Genomic DNA, 14644 nt, shown 5'->3' with positions numbered 1-14644 from the left:
TGTGGAGTGAAAAGTGCTTGTGGAGTGAGTTAAACCGCGGCCACGCCTACCGCGATCGCGTTGCTCTCCAACATTCTGGTCAATTGACCAGTTTCTTTTACGCATCCCGCTACCCCCATTCCAGTGCGTTGGTGTGGCTGGAGCGGCTCGCCGCCGGTGAGATCTGCCTAAACGGCCAGCAACTCCGGGCCGATGGTCCCCTCGCAGCCGGAGATCAACTGGTCTGGCATCGGCCCCCCTGGCAAGAGCCCGCCGTACCGGTGCTGCCAAGCCCCCTGTTCGATGACGGCGACCTATTGGTGTTCGATAAGCCCAGCGGGCTGCCGGTGCTGCCGGCCGGGGGGTTCCTGGAGCACACGCTCCTGGCCCAGCTGCAGGCGAGCTGGCCCCCGGCCCGGCCCGTGCACCGCCTGGGCCGCCATACCTCCGGTCTGTTGGTCTGCGCCCGCCAAAGCAGCACCCGCGCCTGGCTCAGTGCCCAGCTCCGCGACAGCACCGCCGCCAGTCCAGAAGCATCACTAGCTGCATCGCCAAGCTCATCGCCAGCCCGGTGCCAGAAGACCTACCGAGCCCTCACTGCGCCCTTGCCTCCTGATTGGTCGGTGGCCGAAAGCCGCCCCCTCACCACGCCCATAGGCCGCAGGCCCCATCCACTGTTGGGTGAGATTTGGTGTGCCGTTCCCCCCTCCAACCCCTCCCACTCCCTAGACCCCACAGCCTTGCCGGCCCACAGCCAGCTCACCTTGCTTGAACGCCGCCAGGGGGCGTGCCTGGTGGAGGTGGCTATTGCCAGCGGCCGGCCCCACCAAATCCGCATCCATGCCGCCGCCGCCGGGGCGCCCCTATGGGGGGATCCGCTCTACCTGGCTGGTGGGTTGGCCCGCCCCGATGCCCTGCCCGGCGACGGCGGCTACCAGCTCCATGCCCATCGCCTCCAATTGGCCCGGCCCGACGGAGCGTTGTTGAAGCTGGAAGCTCCCCTGCCCACCTTTCTGATTACTGGCCCTGGCCACGGGCCTGATCAGCTAGTTGCGCTCGAAGGCGATCAGCCTTGAAAAGTAGAAGGGGGCCTTGTTGAGGCTGCGGCGCAAGGGTTTGAAGCCGGCCTCCGCAGCGGCGGCCAGGATTCCCTTCTCCCTGAGGGTGTAGGCCCGGGTTGCCTTGCTGGGGCCTGGAAATAGTTCGCCGATCTTTTTAAGCGCCGCCAGCAATGGGGTGTAGGGGGCAAAGCTGACGATCAGGTGCTTTTCGGCCATTGAGGCCAAATGGCGCACCATGGCTTCGGCCGGTTGCTGGGGGTAGTGGATGAACACATCCAGGCAGATCACGGTGTCGTAGCTGCCGCTGAGGCCCTCCAGATCAGAGGCGATCACACTGAGCTGCTGGGGGCTAATACCGGCGGCTTCGGCCCGGCGCGAGGCTTCCTTTGCCATCGCCTCAGACAGGTCTGAGGCGGCGATCGAACCGGCCCCCAGTTGGGCTAAGGGCAAGCTGAGGCTGCCTACGCCGCAACCGGCATCACAGAAGCTGCGGCCCGCCAAATCACCCTGCTCCTGTAGCCAGGCCAGCACGTTGTCGACGGTCTTTTGGTGGCCGATGCGGATGTTGCGCTGCACCCGGTTGACATCGTCAGATGTGCTGTAGATGCGGTTCCAGCGGTCAAAACCCGTGCTCTCGAAATACCCCTTCACCACCTCCTTCTCAGCAGCTTGTTCGGCTTGGGTGCTCATGGGTGATGGGGGCATTGACGGCAGACTGGGGGCGGGATCAGAAGGATTGGATCCTAGGTAGCTGGTCCCTAAGGGGCTGCTTTTTGGGCGGCCGCAGCGCGCTGCCAGTTGAGGCCCGAACTGTCTTGGTGCCAGCGCAGGGTTTCCGTAATGGGGATCCCCAAAAGCATTTCAGCGGCTGGGCGGTGATCGCCAAGCACCTGCCGAGGAGTCAGGGTGGCAGCGGCAATCGCCTGGCCAGCTGGGCAGCCCCACCCGGCCAGGCGCCGCGCTCCCTCCAGCAGGGGCAGGGTCACCCCGGCCAGGGTGCCATCGGCCAGGCGGCAGGTGCCCTTGTGCACCAGCAAAACCCTTTCATCCCAGCGGTGTTCGCCATCGGCTAACCCATAGGGGGCCAGGGCGTCGCTCACCAACACCAGCCGGCCCGGCGCCAGTCGCTGCAGCAACAGCGCCATGGAGGGAGCCACGTGCACCCCATCGGCGATCAGCCCCAGGGCCACGTCGTCCCGCAGGCAGGCTGCGGCCACCGGGCCGGGTGCTCTGCGGTGCATGTCGGCCATGGCATTAAGGGCGTGGGTCACCATGCCAACCCCTGCAGCAAAGGCCGCCTCGGCCTGGCTTTCGTTGGCGGCGCTGTGGCCCAGGCTCACCACGATGCCCTGGGATCTGAGGGCATCGATCAGTTCGGCGGCACCGGCCAGCTCTGGCGCCAGGGTCACCAGGTCAATGTCGGCTTCAAATCCCCCAATCCGCTCCGCGAGGGCCTCCAGGCTTGGAGCACATAGGTGAGCTTCCGGGTGGGCGCCCCGCCGGCTGGGCTCCAGAAAGGGCCCTTCCAGGTGGGCCCCCAGCAGCTGACACCGGCCCGGCCGGTGGCGCTCTCGGGCTTCGGCAAGCACCGCCAGGGCCTGGCGCAGGGGGGCCACGGCGCAGGTCACCAGGGTGGGGCAGATCGCTTCCACCCCATCGGCCCAAAGGGTTTCCAGCAGCTCCTCGAGGCGGGGCAGATCGGCTTGGGTTAGCTCGGGAAAGGCCAGGCCAAGGCCGCCGTTTATTTGTAGATCCACCCCGGCTGGACTGAGCCAGTCGCCGCTCCAATCGATCCCAGCTGCCACGCTGCCCGCTGGCAGGGGTTCCACGGCCGAAATCGTGCCGTCCGCATCTACGCCCACCCGCCAGAGCTGCTGGGCTCCATGGCTACAGCGCTTGGCCTGGGGCAAACGCACGTTGGTTAACCAGCGCATGGATGGCTCCTGTGGGGCGAGCGGGGGAGAATGGAATTCTTGCTGGCCCCAGCTCCCCATGGTTGCTCCTGCTACGGCCCCTTCCGGAATTGCCCCTGCTGAGTGCCTGGTGGCGGTTGTGATGGGCAGTGATTCCGATCTGCCCACCATGCAGCCGGCGGTGGAGATCTTGGAACGTTTTGGGGTGGCGGCTGAGGTGCGGGTGCTCTCTGCCCACCGCACGCCCTTGGAAATGGTCGAATTTGCCCAGCAGGCTGCCGGCCGCGGCCTCAAGGTGGTTATTGCCGGTGCCGGGGGCGCGGCCCACCTGCCCGGGATGGTGGCTTCGCTCACAACCCTGCCGGTGATTGGCGTACCAGTGCAGAGCAGGGCCCTTGCCGGGGTGGATTCGCTGCACTCAATCGTGCAAATGCCGGCTGGCATCCCCGTGGCCACCGTGGCCATCGGCAACGGCACCAATGCGGGCCTGTTGGCGGTGCAGATTTTGGCCACCGCCAGGCCAGAGCTTGCCGCCGCCCTCACTGCCTACCGCGCCGATCTCCATGGCCAGGTGCGCGCCAAGGACAGCCGACTGCAGCAGCTCGGCAGCCACCGCTACCTGGAGCAGATGAACTGATGCTTGAACGGCTTGTTCTACCGCCCTGGCTGAAGGTCGGCCTGGCCCTGCCCCTGCTGGTGCTCAACCTGTGGGTGCTGCGCCAGTTGTTGTTGCCCTTGGCGCCTTTCCCCGCGCTGTTTTTGGGTGCGGCATTGATTGCCTTTCTGCTGGACATACCCAGTCGCTGGTTGCAGGGTCGGGGCTTCTCCAAGCTGCTGGCCATTGGCCTGGTGCTGGGCGTGAGCCTGGGGCTGCTGGCCCTTGCTGCGGTATGGCTGGTGCCCCGGCTCGTTGAGCAACTGGGCGAGCTGCTCAATGCTTTGCCCGGTTGGCTTTCAGAGGGCGAACTGCTGCTGCAGAAGCTGCAGGCCTGGTCTGCCTCCCGCGGATTGCCCACCGATTTCGGGGACATCAGCAGTGCCCTGCTTACGCGCACAAGCCAGGTGGCGAGCCAGGTGAGCCAGCGCCTGCTGGGTCTTTTGGGGGCCACGGTGGGGATCACGGTCAACACCTTGATCGTGGCGGTGCTGGCTATTTTTCTGCTGCTGGGGGGCGAGTCGATCGCCGCTGGCCTAGCCCAATGGTTGCCCCCTGGCGCAAGGCAGTTGGCGGTTGGCACCTTGAGCCGCACCTTCCGGGGCTATTTCGCCGGCCAGGTGCTGTTGGCCCTGATCCTCAGCGGCGCCCAAATCCTGGTGTTCACCCTGTTGGGCATTCCCTACGGCGTTTTGTTTGCTGTGGCGATTGGCTTCACCACCCTGGTGCCCTATGCCAGCGCGGTCACGATCGTGGCCGTGAGTGTGCTTTTGGCCCTTGAGGATCCCCGCACGGGCCTGGAGGTGCTGGTGGCGGCGATCAGCGTGGGCCAGGTGGTGGACCAGGTGATCCAACCCCGGCTGATGGGCAGCATCGTGGGACTGCAGCCCGCCTGGCTGTTGATCAGCCTGCCCTTGGGGGCCAGGCTGGGCAGCCTGTTGGGGCTGGGGGAGCTCCTCGGGTTGCTGTTGGCGGTGCCGGTGGCCAGCTGCACCAAAACCTTCCTGGATGCCTGGGGCAACCAGCTCAGGCGGGAATGATTCCTTTGGCTACGAGGTGGGAGATCACCTGGGCCACGCATTCCTCCAGGTTTTGGCTGCCCGTGGCAATGCTCAGCTCGGGCTGTTCGGGGGCCTCGTAGGGGCTGGAAATGCCCGTGAATTCCTTGATTTCGCCGGCGCGGGCCTTGGCGTAGAGCCCCTTGGTGTCGCGCTGCTCGCATACCCCCAGGTCCGCGGCGCAGTGGATTTCGATGAAATCTCCCTCGGCCACCAGGGCGCGGGCCCTGTCGCGATCGGCCCTAAAGGGCGACACAAAGGCCGTAAGCACCACCACGCCCGCATCCAAAAACAGCTTGCTCACTTCGCCAATGCGGCGGATGTTCTCTTCTCGGTCGGCATCGGAGAAGCCCAGGTCTTTGCAGAGGCCGTGGCGGATGTTGTCGCCATCGAGCACGTAGCAGGCCAGACCCCGTTCAAATAGGGCTGAATTGACCGCATTGGCCAGGGTGCTTTTGCCGGAGCCACTCAGGCCGGTGAACCAGAGGATGGCGCTGCGGTGGCCCCGGCGCTCGGCCAGGCTTTGGCGATCCACTGAGGTGTGGTGCCAGGCGATGTTGGTGGAGGCACCCTGGTTGCTGAGCTCGCCGTAGGGGCTCTTGGTCATGGCTGCTGCTGCGGGTGAGTTCGTGGCCGGCATTCTTGCTGGTGGCTCAGCCGCCTGCCTGCTTGGGCCGGTAGCCCGCCTGCTCCAGGGTGTTAAGGGCCAGGGCCACTTGGTCGCCCTGCAATTCGATCAGGTTGTCTTTGAGGGTGCCGCCGGTACCGGCGCTGGCCTTGAGCTGTTTGAGCAGGGTTTTGAGTTCCGCCTCTGGGGCCTCCAGGCCGCTGATGGCTGTCACCAGCTTTCCGCCCTTGCCGGTTTTGGTGCGCTGCACCCGCACCCGCTGCTGGTTTTTGGGCAGCCCGCCGCCAGCCCCACCATTGCCAGCCCCCCCAGCCGTGGGCCGTTTCAGGCTCTCGGCATTGCTGAATTCCTGCCAGCCGCCCTTGGTCATGGCCTTGGTCTGTGTTCTCAAGTTCTTACCCTTACATCACAACGCACCGCAGCCGGTGACCAGCACCTTCCCCTTGACTTCCGTTGATCCGGCAGCCCTGGCCCTGGATGCCCGGCCCAACAGCCTCGGCCGCTATGGCCAGTTCGGCGGCCAATACGTTCCCGAAACCCTGATCCCGGCCCTGGGGGAGCTGGAGCAGGCCGCTGCGGAAGCCTGGAAGGATCCGGCCTTCACCGACCGGCTCAACCACCTGCTGCGCACCTATGTGGGGCGCCCCAATCCCCTCTATGAGGCGGAAAGGCTCACCGAGCATTACCGCCGCGCCGAGGGCGGGCCAAGGATCTGGCTGAAACGGGAAGACCTCAACCACACTGGTGCCCACAAGATCAACAACGCCCTGGGCCAGGCGCTGTTGGCCCTGCGCATGGGCAAAAAACGGATCATTGCCGAAACCGGTGCCGGCCAGCACGGCGTTGCCACAGCGACGGTCTGCGCCCGCTTCGGCCTGGATTGCGTCATTTACATGGGCGCAGAAGACATGCGCCGCCAGGCCCTGAACGTGTTCCGCATGCGCCTGCTGGGGGCCAGGGTGCAACCGGTGACCGCCGGCACCGCCACCCTCAAGGACGCCACCAGCGAAGCGATCCGCGACTGGGTGACCAACGTGGAGAGCACCCACTACATCCTCGGTTCGGTGGCCGGCCCCCATCCCTTCCCAATGCTGGTGCGCGATTTCCATGCCGTGATCGGCGAGGAAACCAAGCGCCAGTGCCATGAGGCCTTTGGCCGCAACCCCGATGTTTTAGTGGCCTGTGTGGGCGGTGGCTCCAATGCCATGGGCCTGTTCCACCCCTTCGTAGAGGATGCCAATGTGCGCCTGGTGGGGGTGGAAGCCGCAGGCGATGGCGTTGCCACCGGCCGCCATGCCGCCACGATCACCGAAGGCCGGGTGGGGGTGTTGCACGGCGCCATGAGCCTGCTGCTCCAGGACAGCGAAGGCCAGGTGCAGGAGGCCCACTCGATTAGCGCCGGCCTCGATTACCCCGGCGTGGGCCCCGAGCACAGCTACCTCAAAACGATCGGCCGGGCTGAATACGGCGCCGTCACCGATGCGGAGGCCCTCGATGCCCTCCAGCTGCTCTGCCAGCTTGAAGGGATCATCCCGGCCCTGGAAACGGCCCACGCCTTTGCCTGGCTGGAGAAGCTCTGCCCGACCCTGGCCCCTGGCACTGAGTTGGTGCTCAACCTGTCGGGTCGGGGCGATAAGGACGTCAACACTGTGGCCGAAAAGCTCGGCGGTTCCCTGATGGGCTGATGGCTGGTTTTCAGGCCAGGAGTCGCTCCAGTAGCTCTGCCACCGAGGCCACCGCAGCCCGGGCGGTGGCATAGGCCATCCGCATTGGTCCCACCAGGGCCACATGGCCCAAGCCCCCATCGCCACTGCGATAGCTGGCCTGAACCACGGCGCACTGGCGCAGGGCCTGGTGGGGATGTTCTGCCCCAATGCACACATTTCCCTGTTGGAGGAGCTGCTGGGGTGCCTCCTCCACCAGTTCGACCAAGGGCCTCAGCTGGGCCGTTTGGCTGAATTCCGGCTGCCCCAGTAGGCCCGCCAGGCCGGTGGCCACGGCCCCGGCCCCATGGCGCTGTTCGGCCTCTGCGTGGGCATCGAGGGCTTGGCGCAATAGGGCGCCGGGACGGCCCAATTGGCGCGGCAGGTTGTTCCAGTCGATCGGCTTGTGCGATGGCCCCTGGAGTTGGTCCGTAACCCAGCGCTCCAGGGCGGCCAAATCACCCGGTTGGTGGCCGGCTAGGGGCAGGTTGAGATGGCTGCTGGCAGCGGCGCCTCCCACCACAAACACCATCAGCCGATCACCCCTGGGAACAAGCCTGAGGGCTTGCACCTGGCCCTCAGGCCGCTGGGGCCTGGTGATCAGGCTCAGTAGGCCCGTGAGGTCGGCTAGGCGCCGGCCGAGGTGCAGTAGTAGATCGTCGAGGGCCGCCCAGGGCAGGCTCAGATCCAGCAATTCCCGCTGCAATTGCAGGGCTCCAGCTCCTGGGGCGGGCAGCAGCTGGTCCACAAAGAGGCGATAGCCCTCCTGGCTGGGGATCCGGCCCGCCGAGGTATGGGGCTGGGTGAGTAGGCCCCGTTGTTCCAGGGCCCCCATCGCCGAACGCACCGTGGCGGGGCTGGCGGCTAGCCCAAAGCGCCGCACCAGGGTGCCGCTGCCCACCGGTTCCACCGTGTCCACGTAGTGCCGCACGGCCATCTGCAGCACTTCCCGCTGGCGAAGCGAGAGGGGGCGCTGGGATGGGGGCCTCAGGGAGAGGGGACGCAGCGGTAGGGCGCTCTGAGACAAGGGGCCCAGGCAACGTGGCTTGCGCAAACAGTAGGAAAGCCCCCTGGGCTGCCGGCTAGTAGCGGGGCACGCTGCGGTCTACTTCGACGCTCCAGGAATCAATGCCGCCCTGCAGGTTCCATACCTGCTCGTAGCCGTGCTGCTCCATCAGCCAGCAGGCGAAATGCCAGCTGCGCACCCCGGCATGGCAGATCACGGCCACCGGTCGCTGCCGATCCAGCTGCTCCTCCAGACTGCCCATCCATTGCTCCGACTGGCTTAGGGGCAGGTGCAGCACCGGGTAGGGGAGGCGGGCCAGGGCCAACTCCTCCATCTCCCTGACGTCCACCAGCTGGATGGGCTCACCGCTCTCCAGGCTTTGCTGGAGTTCCTGGGGCCGGATTGTTTGGGGGCTGGCCATGGGGCAATCGCGCCGGTTCAGGTCAAGATGGACCCATCCTGCTTTGGGCGCATGAAGGCCCGCCCCTTCCTGGCCGTTGTGCTGGCGGTGGCGATTGTGTTGGCAAGCCTCGGTTTTGGAGGTTGGTGGATCGTGCTGCGCCAGTCACCGCTGAAGTTGCAGAACCAGCTGCTGGCGGTGCCCATGGCAGCCCGTTTTGTGCCGCGCCTAACGCCCTTAAGCCTTTACTGGCTCACCGATCCAGAGCAGCCCGTGGTCTATGGCCGGGCCGTGGCGCCCACGGCCCGGCGCCACCAGGCGGCCGCAACCGTTGCCCGTTTGCGCGATGGCGCCTTTGCCGCCGCCGGGATCGATTACCAGGCCGAATTGGCCAGTTGGCTGGGTCCGGAGACCAGCCTGGCCTTGATCAACGGGGGATCGTCAGAGGCGCCCCAGGGTTGGTTACTGGCCCTGCGCAGCCGCCATGGCGATGGAGCCAGGCGCTTCCTACAGCGTTTCTGGCAAGTCCGCAGCCTCGCCGGCACCGATGTGCAGGTCAGCACCTATCGGGGCATGGGTTTGATCAGCGGCCGCGGCGCCCTGGTGGGCTCCACCCCGATGCCCCTGGCCACCGCCCTAATCAACGACGACCTGGTGCTGATCGCCTCCGGCCAGGGCGTGCTCCAACAGGCCCTCGACGTTTCCCAGATCGATGGCCTCAACCAGGCCACCACCGCCAGCTTCCAGGCTGGGGTGAAGCGGTTGGCCCAGGGTTCTGCCCTGCTCACTGCCCGACCAGAGGCGATGGCCCCATGGTTGGGCCTGCCGAAAGATCTGATTGATCAGGCAGGGGTGAAGGATCTGCTGGCGACCCTGAGGCCAGAGCGGGGAACCCTGGTGGCCGACGTGGTGGTTGGCCTGGACGAGGGGAATTTGCCCTGGCGACCCTTGCCCGACACCAGCCGCACGGCTGCCCTGTTGGCCGCTCTGCATGGCCAGAAGAGCAGCTTGGCCCTGCTCCAAAACCCCGCCGGCTGGCCCGCCCCCTGGCAGCCCCTGCTCCAGGCAATCCTGGCCGAAACCAGCTCCCCTGATTCCACTTCCGCCGAACCCACTTCTCCGGAACCCACAACCCCTAGCCCAATCCCTGCCCTGGTGGCCCTGGCCGATGCCGGCCCCCTGCTCTGGAGTGAGGCAGCCGAGGGTTGGCAGATCGGTACGGGCCTTAACCAGCCAGCCCCCGAGGCCCTAGACGGGGCCTTGCCTGGCCAGGGCCTGATCACCGCCCCCCTGGCGGTGGAGGGGGGGCCTCCCCTCCAGGTCTGGACTCGGCTCAAATCCCCCGCCTCCGTTAGGGAGCCGCTCCAGGCCAGCCTCGAGGGGGCCCGCAGCGCCGAGGGCACCATTGCCTGGTGGGGCCAAACCCTGGCGGTGCTCCAGCAACAACGGGACCTGCGCCAGGGTCCCCAGCAGCGTCAAAACCAGTTGACAGAGCTGGCGATGCCCAAGGCCCCCCTCCAATGGGCGATGGCGGGCCCTAAGGCCCAGGGCCTGATCCAGGGTTGGGGTACCTGGCGACTGCTCTCGGGCCTGGCTGGCCAGCCCCTGGCGGCCTCGGTAGATGGCCTGACAGTGGGGCTTGAACCCGAAACCAATGGGCTGCATTTCAAGGCCCGGTTGAGCTTTGCTTGAAATCCTGCTGTTGCGCCATGGCATAGCCCAGGAGCTTCAGCCCGGGCTGCTCGACCACGATCGAGCGCTCACCCAGCCAGGTCGCTTGCGCAGCCGTGCCGTGGTGGAACGGCTAATCGCCATGGAGCTGCACTGCCAAGGCATTTTCAGCAGTTCGCTGCTGCGGGCCAGGCAAACCGCCCAGATTGCAGTGGAGGCTGGCTTGCTGCTGCCCGGGGGCCAGTGCCAAATCGAGCCGGGTTTGGCGCCTGGAGCTGATGCCCGGGCACCAGGCGCAGATGGCTGGGCCCTGGTTCAACGCCTGCGCCAACAGGTTTGCTGTGATGGTTTGGCATTGGACTCCCGCTGGGCCCTGGTGGGCCATGAACCCGACCTGGGCGACCTGGCCGCCCTTCTGATTGGGGCCCCCGCAGGCACCATCCCCCTCAAAAAGGCCGGGATTGCCCTGCTGCAGCTCGGGCCTGGGGCCGCCCAGTTGAGGTTGCTGATGGCACCCAGGCAAATCCTGGCTGGCTAGGGGCCCTACCCCTGCTGGCAGCGTGCGCTACTGCATGGGTCGGCCGGTCGGCCGTAGGTTTCAAGGATCGGCTCCCCTGCGGATGGCATCAGTAGCAACCAGTGCCGGGCTCGAATCCCTAAACGCCCTGTTTCGCCCAGGCTTGGAGGGGGTACCCGCTACCCAGTCGGCCATATGCGCCATCGATGGCCAGGCGGGCAGGCTCACCTATAGGGGTTATGAGGTGGGTCAACTGGCGATCCACAGCAGTTTTCTGGAAACTGCCTATCTCTTGATCTGGGGTGAACTGCCCAAGTCGGATCAACTCCAGGAATTTGAGCAGGAGGTGCAAATGCACCGGCGGGTCAGCTTCCGCATCCGCGACATGATGAAGAGTTTCCCCTCGGCGGGGCACCCGATGGATGCCCTCCAGGCCAGCGCGGCCTCCTTGGGGCTGTTCTATTCACGCAGGGCCCTCGATAACCCCGAGTACATCGTGGCGGCGGTGGTCCGCCTGATCGCCAAGATCCCCACGATGGTGGCGGCCTTTCAGTTGATTCGCAAAGGTCAGGATCCGATCCAGCCCCGCGATGACCTGGCCTATTCGGCCAATTTTCTCTACATGCTCACCGAGCGGGAGCCGGATCCCTTGGCGGCCCGCATCTTTGATGCCTGCCTGATCCTCCACGCCGAGCACAGCCTCAACGCCAGCACCTTTAGCGCCCGCGTCACTGCCAGCACCCTCACCGACCCCTACGCGGTGGTGGCCTCGGCTGTGGGAACCCTGGCAGGCCCGCTCCATGGCGGTGCCAATGAGGACGTGCTCACAATGCTGGAGCAGATCGGCAGCGAAGACCAGGTGGAGCCCTGGCTGGAACGGGCGATGGCCGAGAAGCAAAAAATTATGGGTTTTGGCCATCGGGAATACAAGGTCAAGGATCCCCGGGCCGGAATTCTCCAGAAGTTGGCCGAACAGCTCTTCGACAAATTCGGCCACGATCCCCTCTATGACAGGGCCCGCAAGCTCGAAGCAGTAGCCGCTAATCGGCTTGGCCCAAAGGGGATTTTCCCCAACGTCGACTTTTATTCAGGGCTTGTATATCGCAAGTTGGGCATCCCCGAAGACCTCTTTACCCCAATTTTTGCCATTGCCCGCACGGCCGGCTGGTTGGCCCATTGGAAGGAGCAACTCGGGGCCAACCGCATCTACCGCCCTACCCAGATCTACACAGGCCATGCCGAAAGACCATGGCTTCCCCAAGGGGCCCGCTAAGTTGCTCAAATCTGAACAACCCCAATGGTGAGCAACCCGGCTCTCGCCCCTGGCGTGGTGCAAGGGGGCCTTGATTTGCAGGCCAGCTTTGAGCAGGCCCTATCCGGCTTGGGCCTCAGCCCAGGCGCGGCACACCTGCTGTGGTTGCCCCTACCAATGCTGTTGGTGTTGGTGTCCGCCGTGGTCGGCGTGCTGGTGAACGTCTGGCTGGAGCGCAAGATCTCCGCCGCCGTGCAGCAGCGCATCGGGCCTGAATATGCGGGCGCCCTAGGCATTCTTCAGCCCATGGCCGATGGCCTGAAGCTGTTGTTTAAGGAGGATGTAATCCCAGCCAGGGCGGACGGCTTGCTGTTCACCCTCGGGCCAATCCTGGTGCTTGTGCCGGTGATCTTGAGCTGGTTGGTGGTGCCCTTTGGTCAGCACATGCTGATCAGCAATGTGGGCGTGGGGATCTTCCTCTGGGTTTCCCTCAGCAGCATCCAGCCCATTGGCCTGTTGATGAGTGGCTACGCCTCCAACAACAAATATTCCCTGCTGGGGGGATTGCGGGCTGCGGCCCAGTCGATTAGCTACGAAATACCCCTGGCCCTGGCGGTGCTGGCGGTGGTGATGATGAGCAACTCCCTCAGCACCGTTGCGATCGTTGATCAGCAGAACGGAGCCGGCATCCTCAGCTGGAACATCTGGCGCCAGCCGGTGGGCTTTGTGATCTTCTGGATCTGTGCCCTGGCCGAGTGCGAGCGCCTGCCCTTCGACCTGCCAGAGGCGGAAGAGGAGCTGGTGGCCGGCTACCAGACCGAGTATTCGGGCATGAAGTTTGCCCTCTTCTACCTGGGCAGCTACATCAACCTGGTGCTTTCGGCACTGCTGGTCTCGGTGCTTTACCTGGGTGGTTGGGGATTCCCCATCCCAGTGGAGTGGCTGGCCGGCTGGCTGGGTCAGCCCCTGGATGCCCCAGTGGTGCAGGTGATTACGGCCTCCGTTGGCATTGTTATGACCGTGCTGAAGGCCTACCTTCTGGTCTTTTTCGCGATCCTGCTGCGCTGGACCGTGCCCCGGGTGCGGATCGACCAGCTACTCGACCTGGGCTGGAAGTTTCTGCTGCCCATTGCCCTGGCCAATTTGCTCGTAACCGCCGCCCTCAAGCTTGCCTTCCCGGCAGTTTTCGGCGGGTAAGGCCCTAGCCAGTCATCATGGGGGGAGCTTTGGTTCCCCCCGCCCTTTCCCCCCCATTCCATGTTCGGGTTCCTCAAGAAAGTCGGCGACTACACCCGCGATGCGGTTGGGGCAAGCCAGTACCTAGCCCAGGGGCTATCGGTCACCTTTGACCACCTGCGCCGCAGGCCGATCACGGTCCAGTACCCCTACGAAAAGCTGATCCCTTCGGAGCGCTACCGGGGCCGGATCCACTACGAATTCGACAAGTGCATCGCCTGCGAGGTGTGTGTGCGGGTCTGCCCGATCAATCTGCCGGTGGTGGATTGGGTGATGAATAAGGCGACCAAGAAAAAGGAACTGCGCAACTACTCGATCGATTTCGGGGTATGCATTTTCTGTGGCAACTGCGTGGAGTACTGCCCCACCAATTGCCTTTCGATGACGGAGGAATACGAGCTGGCCACCTTTGATCGCCACAGCCTCAATTTCGACAACGTTGCCCTGGGCCGTCTACCCACCAGCGTCACCAGTGATCCCGCGGTCTTTGCCCTGCGGGAACTGGCCTATCTGCCCAAGGGCGAAATGGACCCCCATGGAGTGCCGGATACGGCCCCACGGGCCGGCAGCCTGCCCGCAGCTGAAGTGAAACCCTGATGACTATTGCCATCACCACCCAGCTGATTTGTTTTGTGCTGCTCTCGGCCGCCCTCGTAATTGGCGCCCTTGGAGTGGTGCTGCTGCCCAACATCGTCTACTCAGCCTTCCTTTTGGGCGGTGTTTTCCTGTCCGTAGCTGGCCTCTACCTGATGCTTAACGCCAGCTTTGTGGCGGCAGCCCAGGTGCTCGTATACGTGGGCGCCGTGAACGTGCTGATCCTCTTTGCGATCATGCTCGTTAATAAAAAGGAAACCCTCGAGGCCATCCCTGGCCTGGCCCTGCGCCGCGTTTTATCCGGGGCTGTCTGTGGTGGCTTGCTGGTGCTCCTGATCCGGGTTGCCTTCACCACCGCCTGGAACCTGCCCGGCCCAATTCCGGTGGGGGAAGACGCCACGATCAGGATTGGCGAGCATCTTTTCAGCGACTACCTGTTGCCATTTGAATTGGCTTCCGTACTGCTGCTAATGGCGATGATCGGTGCAATTGTGTTGGCCCGCCGCGATGTCAGCAGCAGTGATGTGATCACTGGTGAGCCTGCGGATCAGGGTCTTTTGGAAAAGTCCCGCACGCCCTTGCTGGTCGATAAATCTTCGGTTTAACCTTCCTTACCCCCTCCCCTCTGATGGACGCAAGCTTCTCCAACGGCATTCCCCTGCAGGCCTACCTGGTGGTGGCTGCGATTTTGTTCTGTACTGGGGTGTGGGGTTTGATCAACAGCCGCAATGCCGTGCGGGTGCTGATGAGCATTGAGTTGATGCTGAATGCGGTGAATATCAATTTGATGGCCTTCTCCGATTACATGGATGGCCAGCTGATCCGGGGCCAGGTGTTCGCGATTTTTGTGATCACGGTGGCGGCAGCAGAAGCGGCGGTTGGCCTGGCGATCCTGCTCTCCCTGTATCGCAACCGGGAAACGGTGGACATGGAGCGCTTCAACCTGTTGCGCTGGTGAGCCAGCCACACTT

General features: G+C 64.7%; 17 protein-coding genes. 11 read left to right on the top strand and 6 right to left on the bottom strand.

Annotated elements, in window-relative coordinates:
* The first annotated feature begins 83 nt into the window (after positions 1-83).
* Positions 84-1055 (top strand): pseudouridine synthase, encoded by a 972-nt coding sequence (locus KBY49_RS07205; protein WP_254934137.1) that lies wholly within the window; start codon positions 84-86, stop codon positions 1053-1055.
* Here the strand turns inward: KBY49_RS07205 and bchM are convergent.
* Positions 1026-1730, bottom strand: coding sequence for a magnesium protoporphyrin IX methyltransferase (gene bchM / locus KBY49_RS07200; protein WP_254934136.1), 705 nt, complete (start codon positions 1728-1730; stop codon positions 1026-1028). The two genes, KBY49_RS07205 and bchM, sit on opposite strands and share 30 nt — an antisense overlap.
* A 68-nt stretch (positions 1731-1798) precedes the next feature.
* Positions 1799-2974 carry an N-acetylglucosamine-6-phosphate deacetylase gene (locus tag KBY49_RS07195; protein WP_254934135.1) on the bottom strand — a complete coding sequence of 392 codons (1176 nt, stop codon included), beginning with the start codon at positions 2972-2974 and terminating at the stop codon, positions 1799-1801.
* Between the two features lie 58 nt (positions 2975-3032).
* Here KBY49_RS07195 and purE point away from each other — a divergent pair, with 58 nt between their 5' ends.
* Both purE and KBY49_RS07185 read left to right on the top strand, forming a co-directional pair.
* A complete protein-coding gene (gene purE / locus KBY49_RS07190) occupies positions 3033-3590 on the top strand; it encodes a 5-(carboxyamino)imidazole ribonucleotide mutase (RefSeq protein WP_254934134.1) in 558 nt (185 codons plus the stop codon).
* Positions 3590-4648 carry an AI-2E family transporter gene (locus KBY49_RS07185; protein ID WP_254934133.1) on the top strand — a complete coding sequence of 353 codons (1059 nt, stop codon included), beginning with the start codon at positions 3590-3592 and terminating at the stop codon, positions 4646-4648. The genes purE and KBY49_RS07185 overlap by 1 nt, the downstream gene beginning before the upstream one ends.
* Here KBY49_RS07185 and cysC read toward each other — a convergent pair.
* Together cysC and KBY49_RS07175 are read right to left on the bottom strand one after the other, a co-directional pair.
* Positions 4635-5273 (bottom strand): adenylyl-sulfate kinase, encoded by a 639-nt coding sequence (gene cysC / locus KBY49_RS07180; RefSeq protein ID WP_254934132.1) that lies wholly within the window; start codon positions 5271-5273, stop codon positions 4635-4637. The genes KBY49_RS07185 and cysC overlap by 14 nt on opposite strands.
* A 46-nt stretch (positions 5274-5319) precedes the next feature.
* Positions 5320-5664, bottom strand: a complete 345-nt coding sequence (locus tag KBY49_RS07175; protein WP_254934131.1) for a translation initiation factor — start codon at positions 5662-5664, stop codon at positions 5320-5322.
* Positions 5665-5719: 55 nt separating this feature from the next.
* On the opposite strand from KBY49_RS07175, the gene trpB reads away from it, so the two are divergent.
* Positions 5720-6979: a tryptophan synthase subunit beta gene (trpB, locus tag KBY49_RS07170; RefSeq protein ID WP_254934130.1), complete on the top strand. Its 1260-nt coding sequence runs from the start codon at positions 5720-5722 to the stop codon at positions 6977-6979.
* A gap of 10 nt (positions 6980-6989) precedes the next feature.
* On the opposite strand, the gene KBY49_RS07165 is transcribed toward trpB, so the two are convergent.
* Together KBY49_RS07165 and KBY49_RS07160 are read right to left on the bottom strand one after the other, a co-directional pair.
* Positions 6990-7934, bottom strand: a complete 945-nt coding sequence (locus KBY49_RS07165) for a heat-inducible transcriptional repressor HrcA (RefSeq protein WP_254934610.1) — start codon at positions 7932-7934, stop codon at positions 6990-6992.
* Positions 7935-8079: 145 nt separating this feature from the next.
* Entirely contained in the window at positions 8080-8424 is a 345-nt protein-coding gene (locus KBY49_RS07160) for a rhodanese-like domain-containing protein (RefSeq protein WP_254934129.1), read from the bottom strand.
* A gap of 51 nt (positions 8425-8475) precedes the next feature.
* Between KBY49_RS07160 and KBY49_RS07155 the strand changes: the two genes are divergently transcribed.
* The 7 genes from KBY49_RS07155 to nuoK all read left to right on the top strand — a co-directional run bounded on the left by KBY49_RS07155 (position 8476) and on the right by nuoK (position 14631).
* Positions 8476-10095: a DUF3352 domain-containing protein gene (locus tag KBY49_RS07155; RefSeq protein WP_254934128.1), complete on the top strand. Its 1620-nt coding sequence runs from the start codon at positions 8476-8478 to the stop codon at positions 10093-10095.
* Positions 10088-10612, top strand: coding sequence for a histidine phosphatase family protein (locus KBY49_RS07150; RefSeq protein ID WP_254934127.1), 525 nt, complete (start codon positions 10088-10090; stop codon positions 10610-10612). The genes KBY49_RS07155 and KBY49_RS07150 overlap by 8 nt, the downstream gene beginning before the upstream one ends.
* Before the next feature lie 82 nt (positions 10613-10694).
* Positions 10695-11864, top strand: coding sequence for a citrate synthase (locus KBY49_RS07145; RefSeq protein WP_254934126.1), 1170 nt, complete (start codon positions 10695-10697; stop codon positions 11862-11864).
* A gap of 57 nt (positions 11865-11921) precedes the next feature.
* Complete coding sequence (gene nuoH / locus KBY49_RS07140; RefSeq protein WP_254934609.1) at positions 11922-13040, top strand: NADH-quinone oxidoreductase subunit NuoH; 1119 nt, start codon at positions 11922-11924, stop codon at positions 13038-13040.
* Between the two features lie 60 nt (positions 13041-13100).
* A complete protein-coding gene (gene ndhI, locus KBY49_RS07135) occupies positions 13101-13676 on the top strand; it encodes an NAD(P)H-quinone oxidoreductase subunit I (RefSeq protein WP_254934125.1) in 576 nt (191 codons plus the stop codon).
* The gene (locus tag KBY49_RS07130; protein WP_254934124.1) at positions 13676-14278 is read left to right on the top strand and encodes an NADH-quinone oxidoreductase subunit J; all 603 of its coding nucleotides are present in this window, start codon (positions 13676-13678) and stop codon (positions 14276-14278) included. The genes ndhI and KBY49_RS07130 overlap by 1 nt, the downstream gene beginning before the upstream one ends.
* A 23-nt stretch (positions 14279-14301) precedes the next feature.
* Complete coding sequence (gene nuoK / locus KBY49_RS07125) at positions 14302-14631, top strand: NADH-quinone oxidoreductase subunit NuoK (RefSeq protein ID WP_254934123.1); 330 nt, start codon at positions 14302-14304, stop codon at positions 14629-14631.
* Positions 14632-14644 lie beyond the last annotated feature (13 nt).

The sequence above is a fragment of the Cyanobium sp. WAJ14-Wanaka genome, from assembly GCF_024345375.1.
GTDB lineage: Bacteria > Cyanobacteriota > Cyanobacteriia > PCC-6307 > Cyanobiaceae > Cyanobium_A.
The sequence above is the reverse complement of the archived record's forward strand: the minus strand, read 5'-3'. Positions and strand labels throughout refer to the sequence as shown.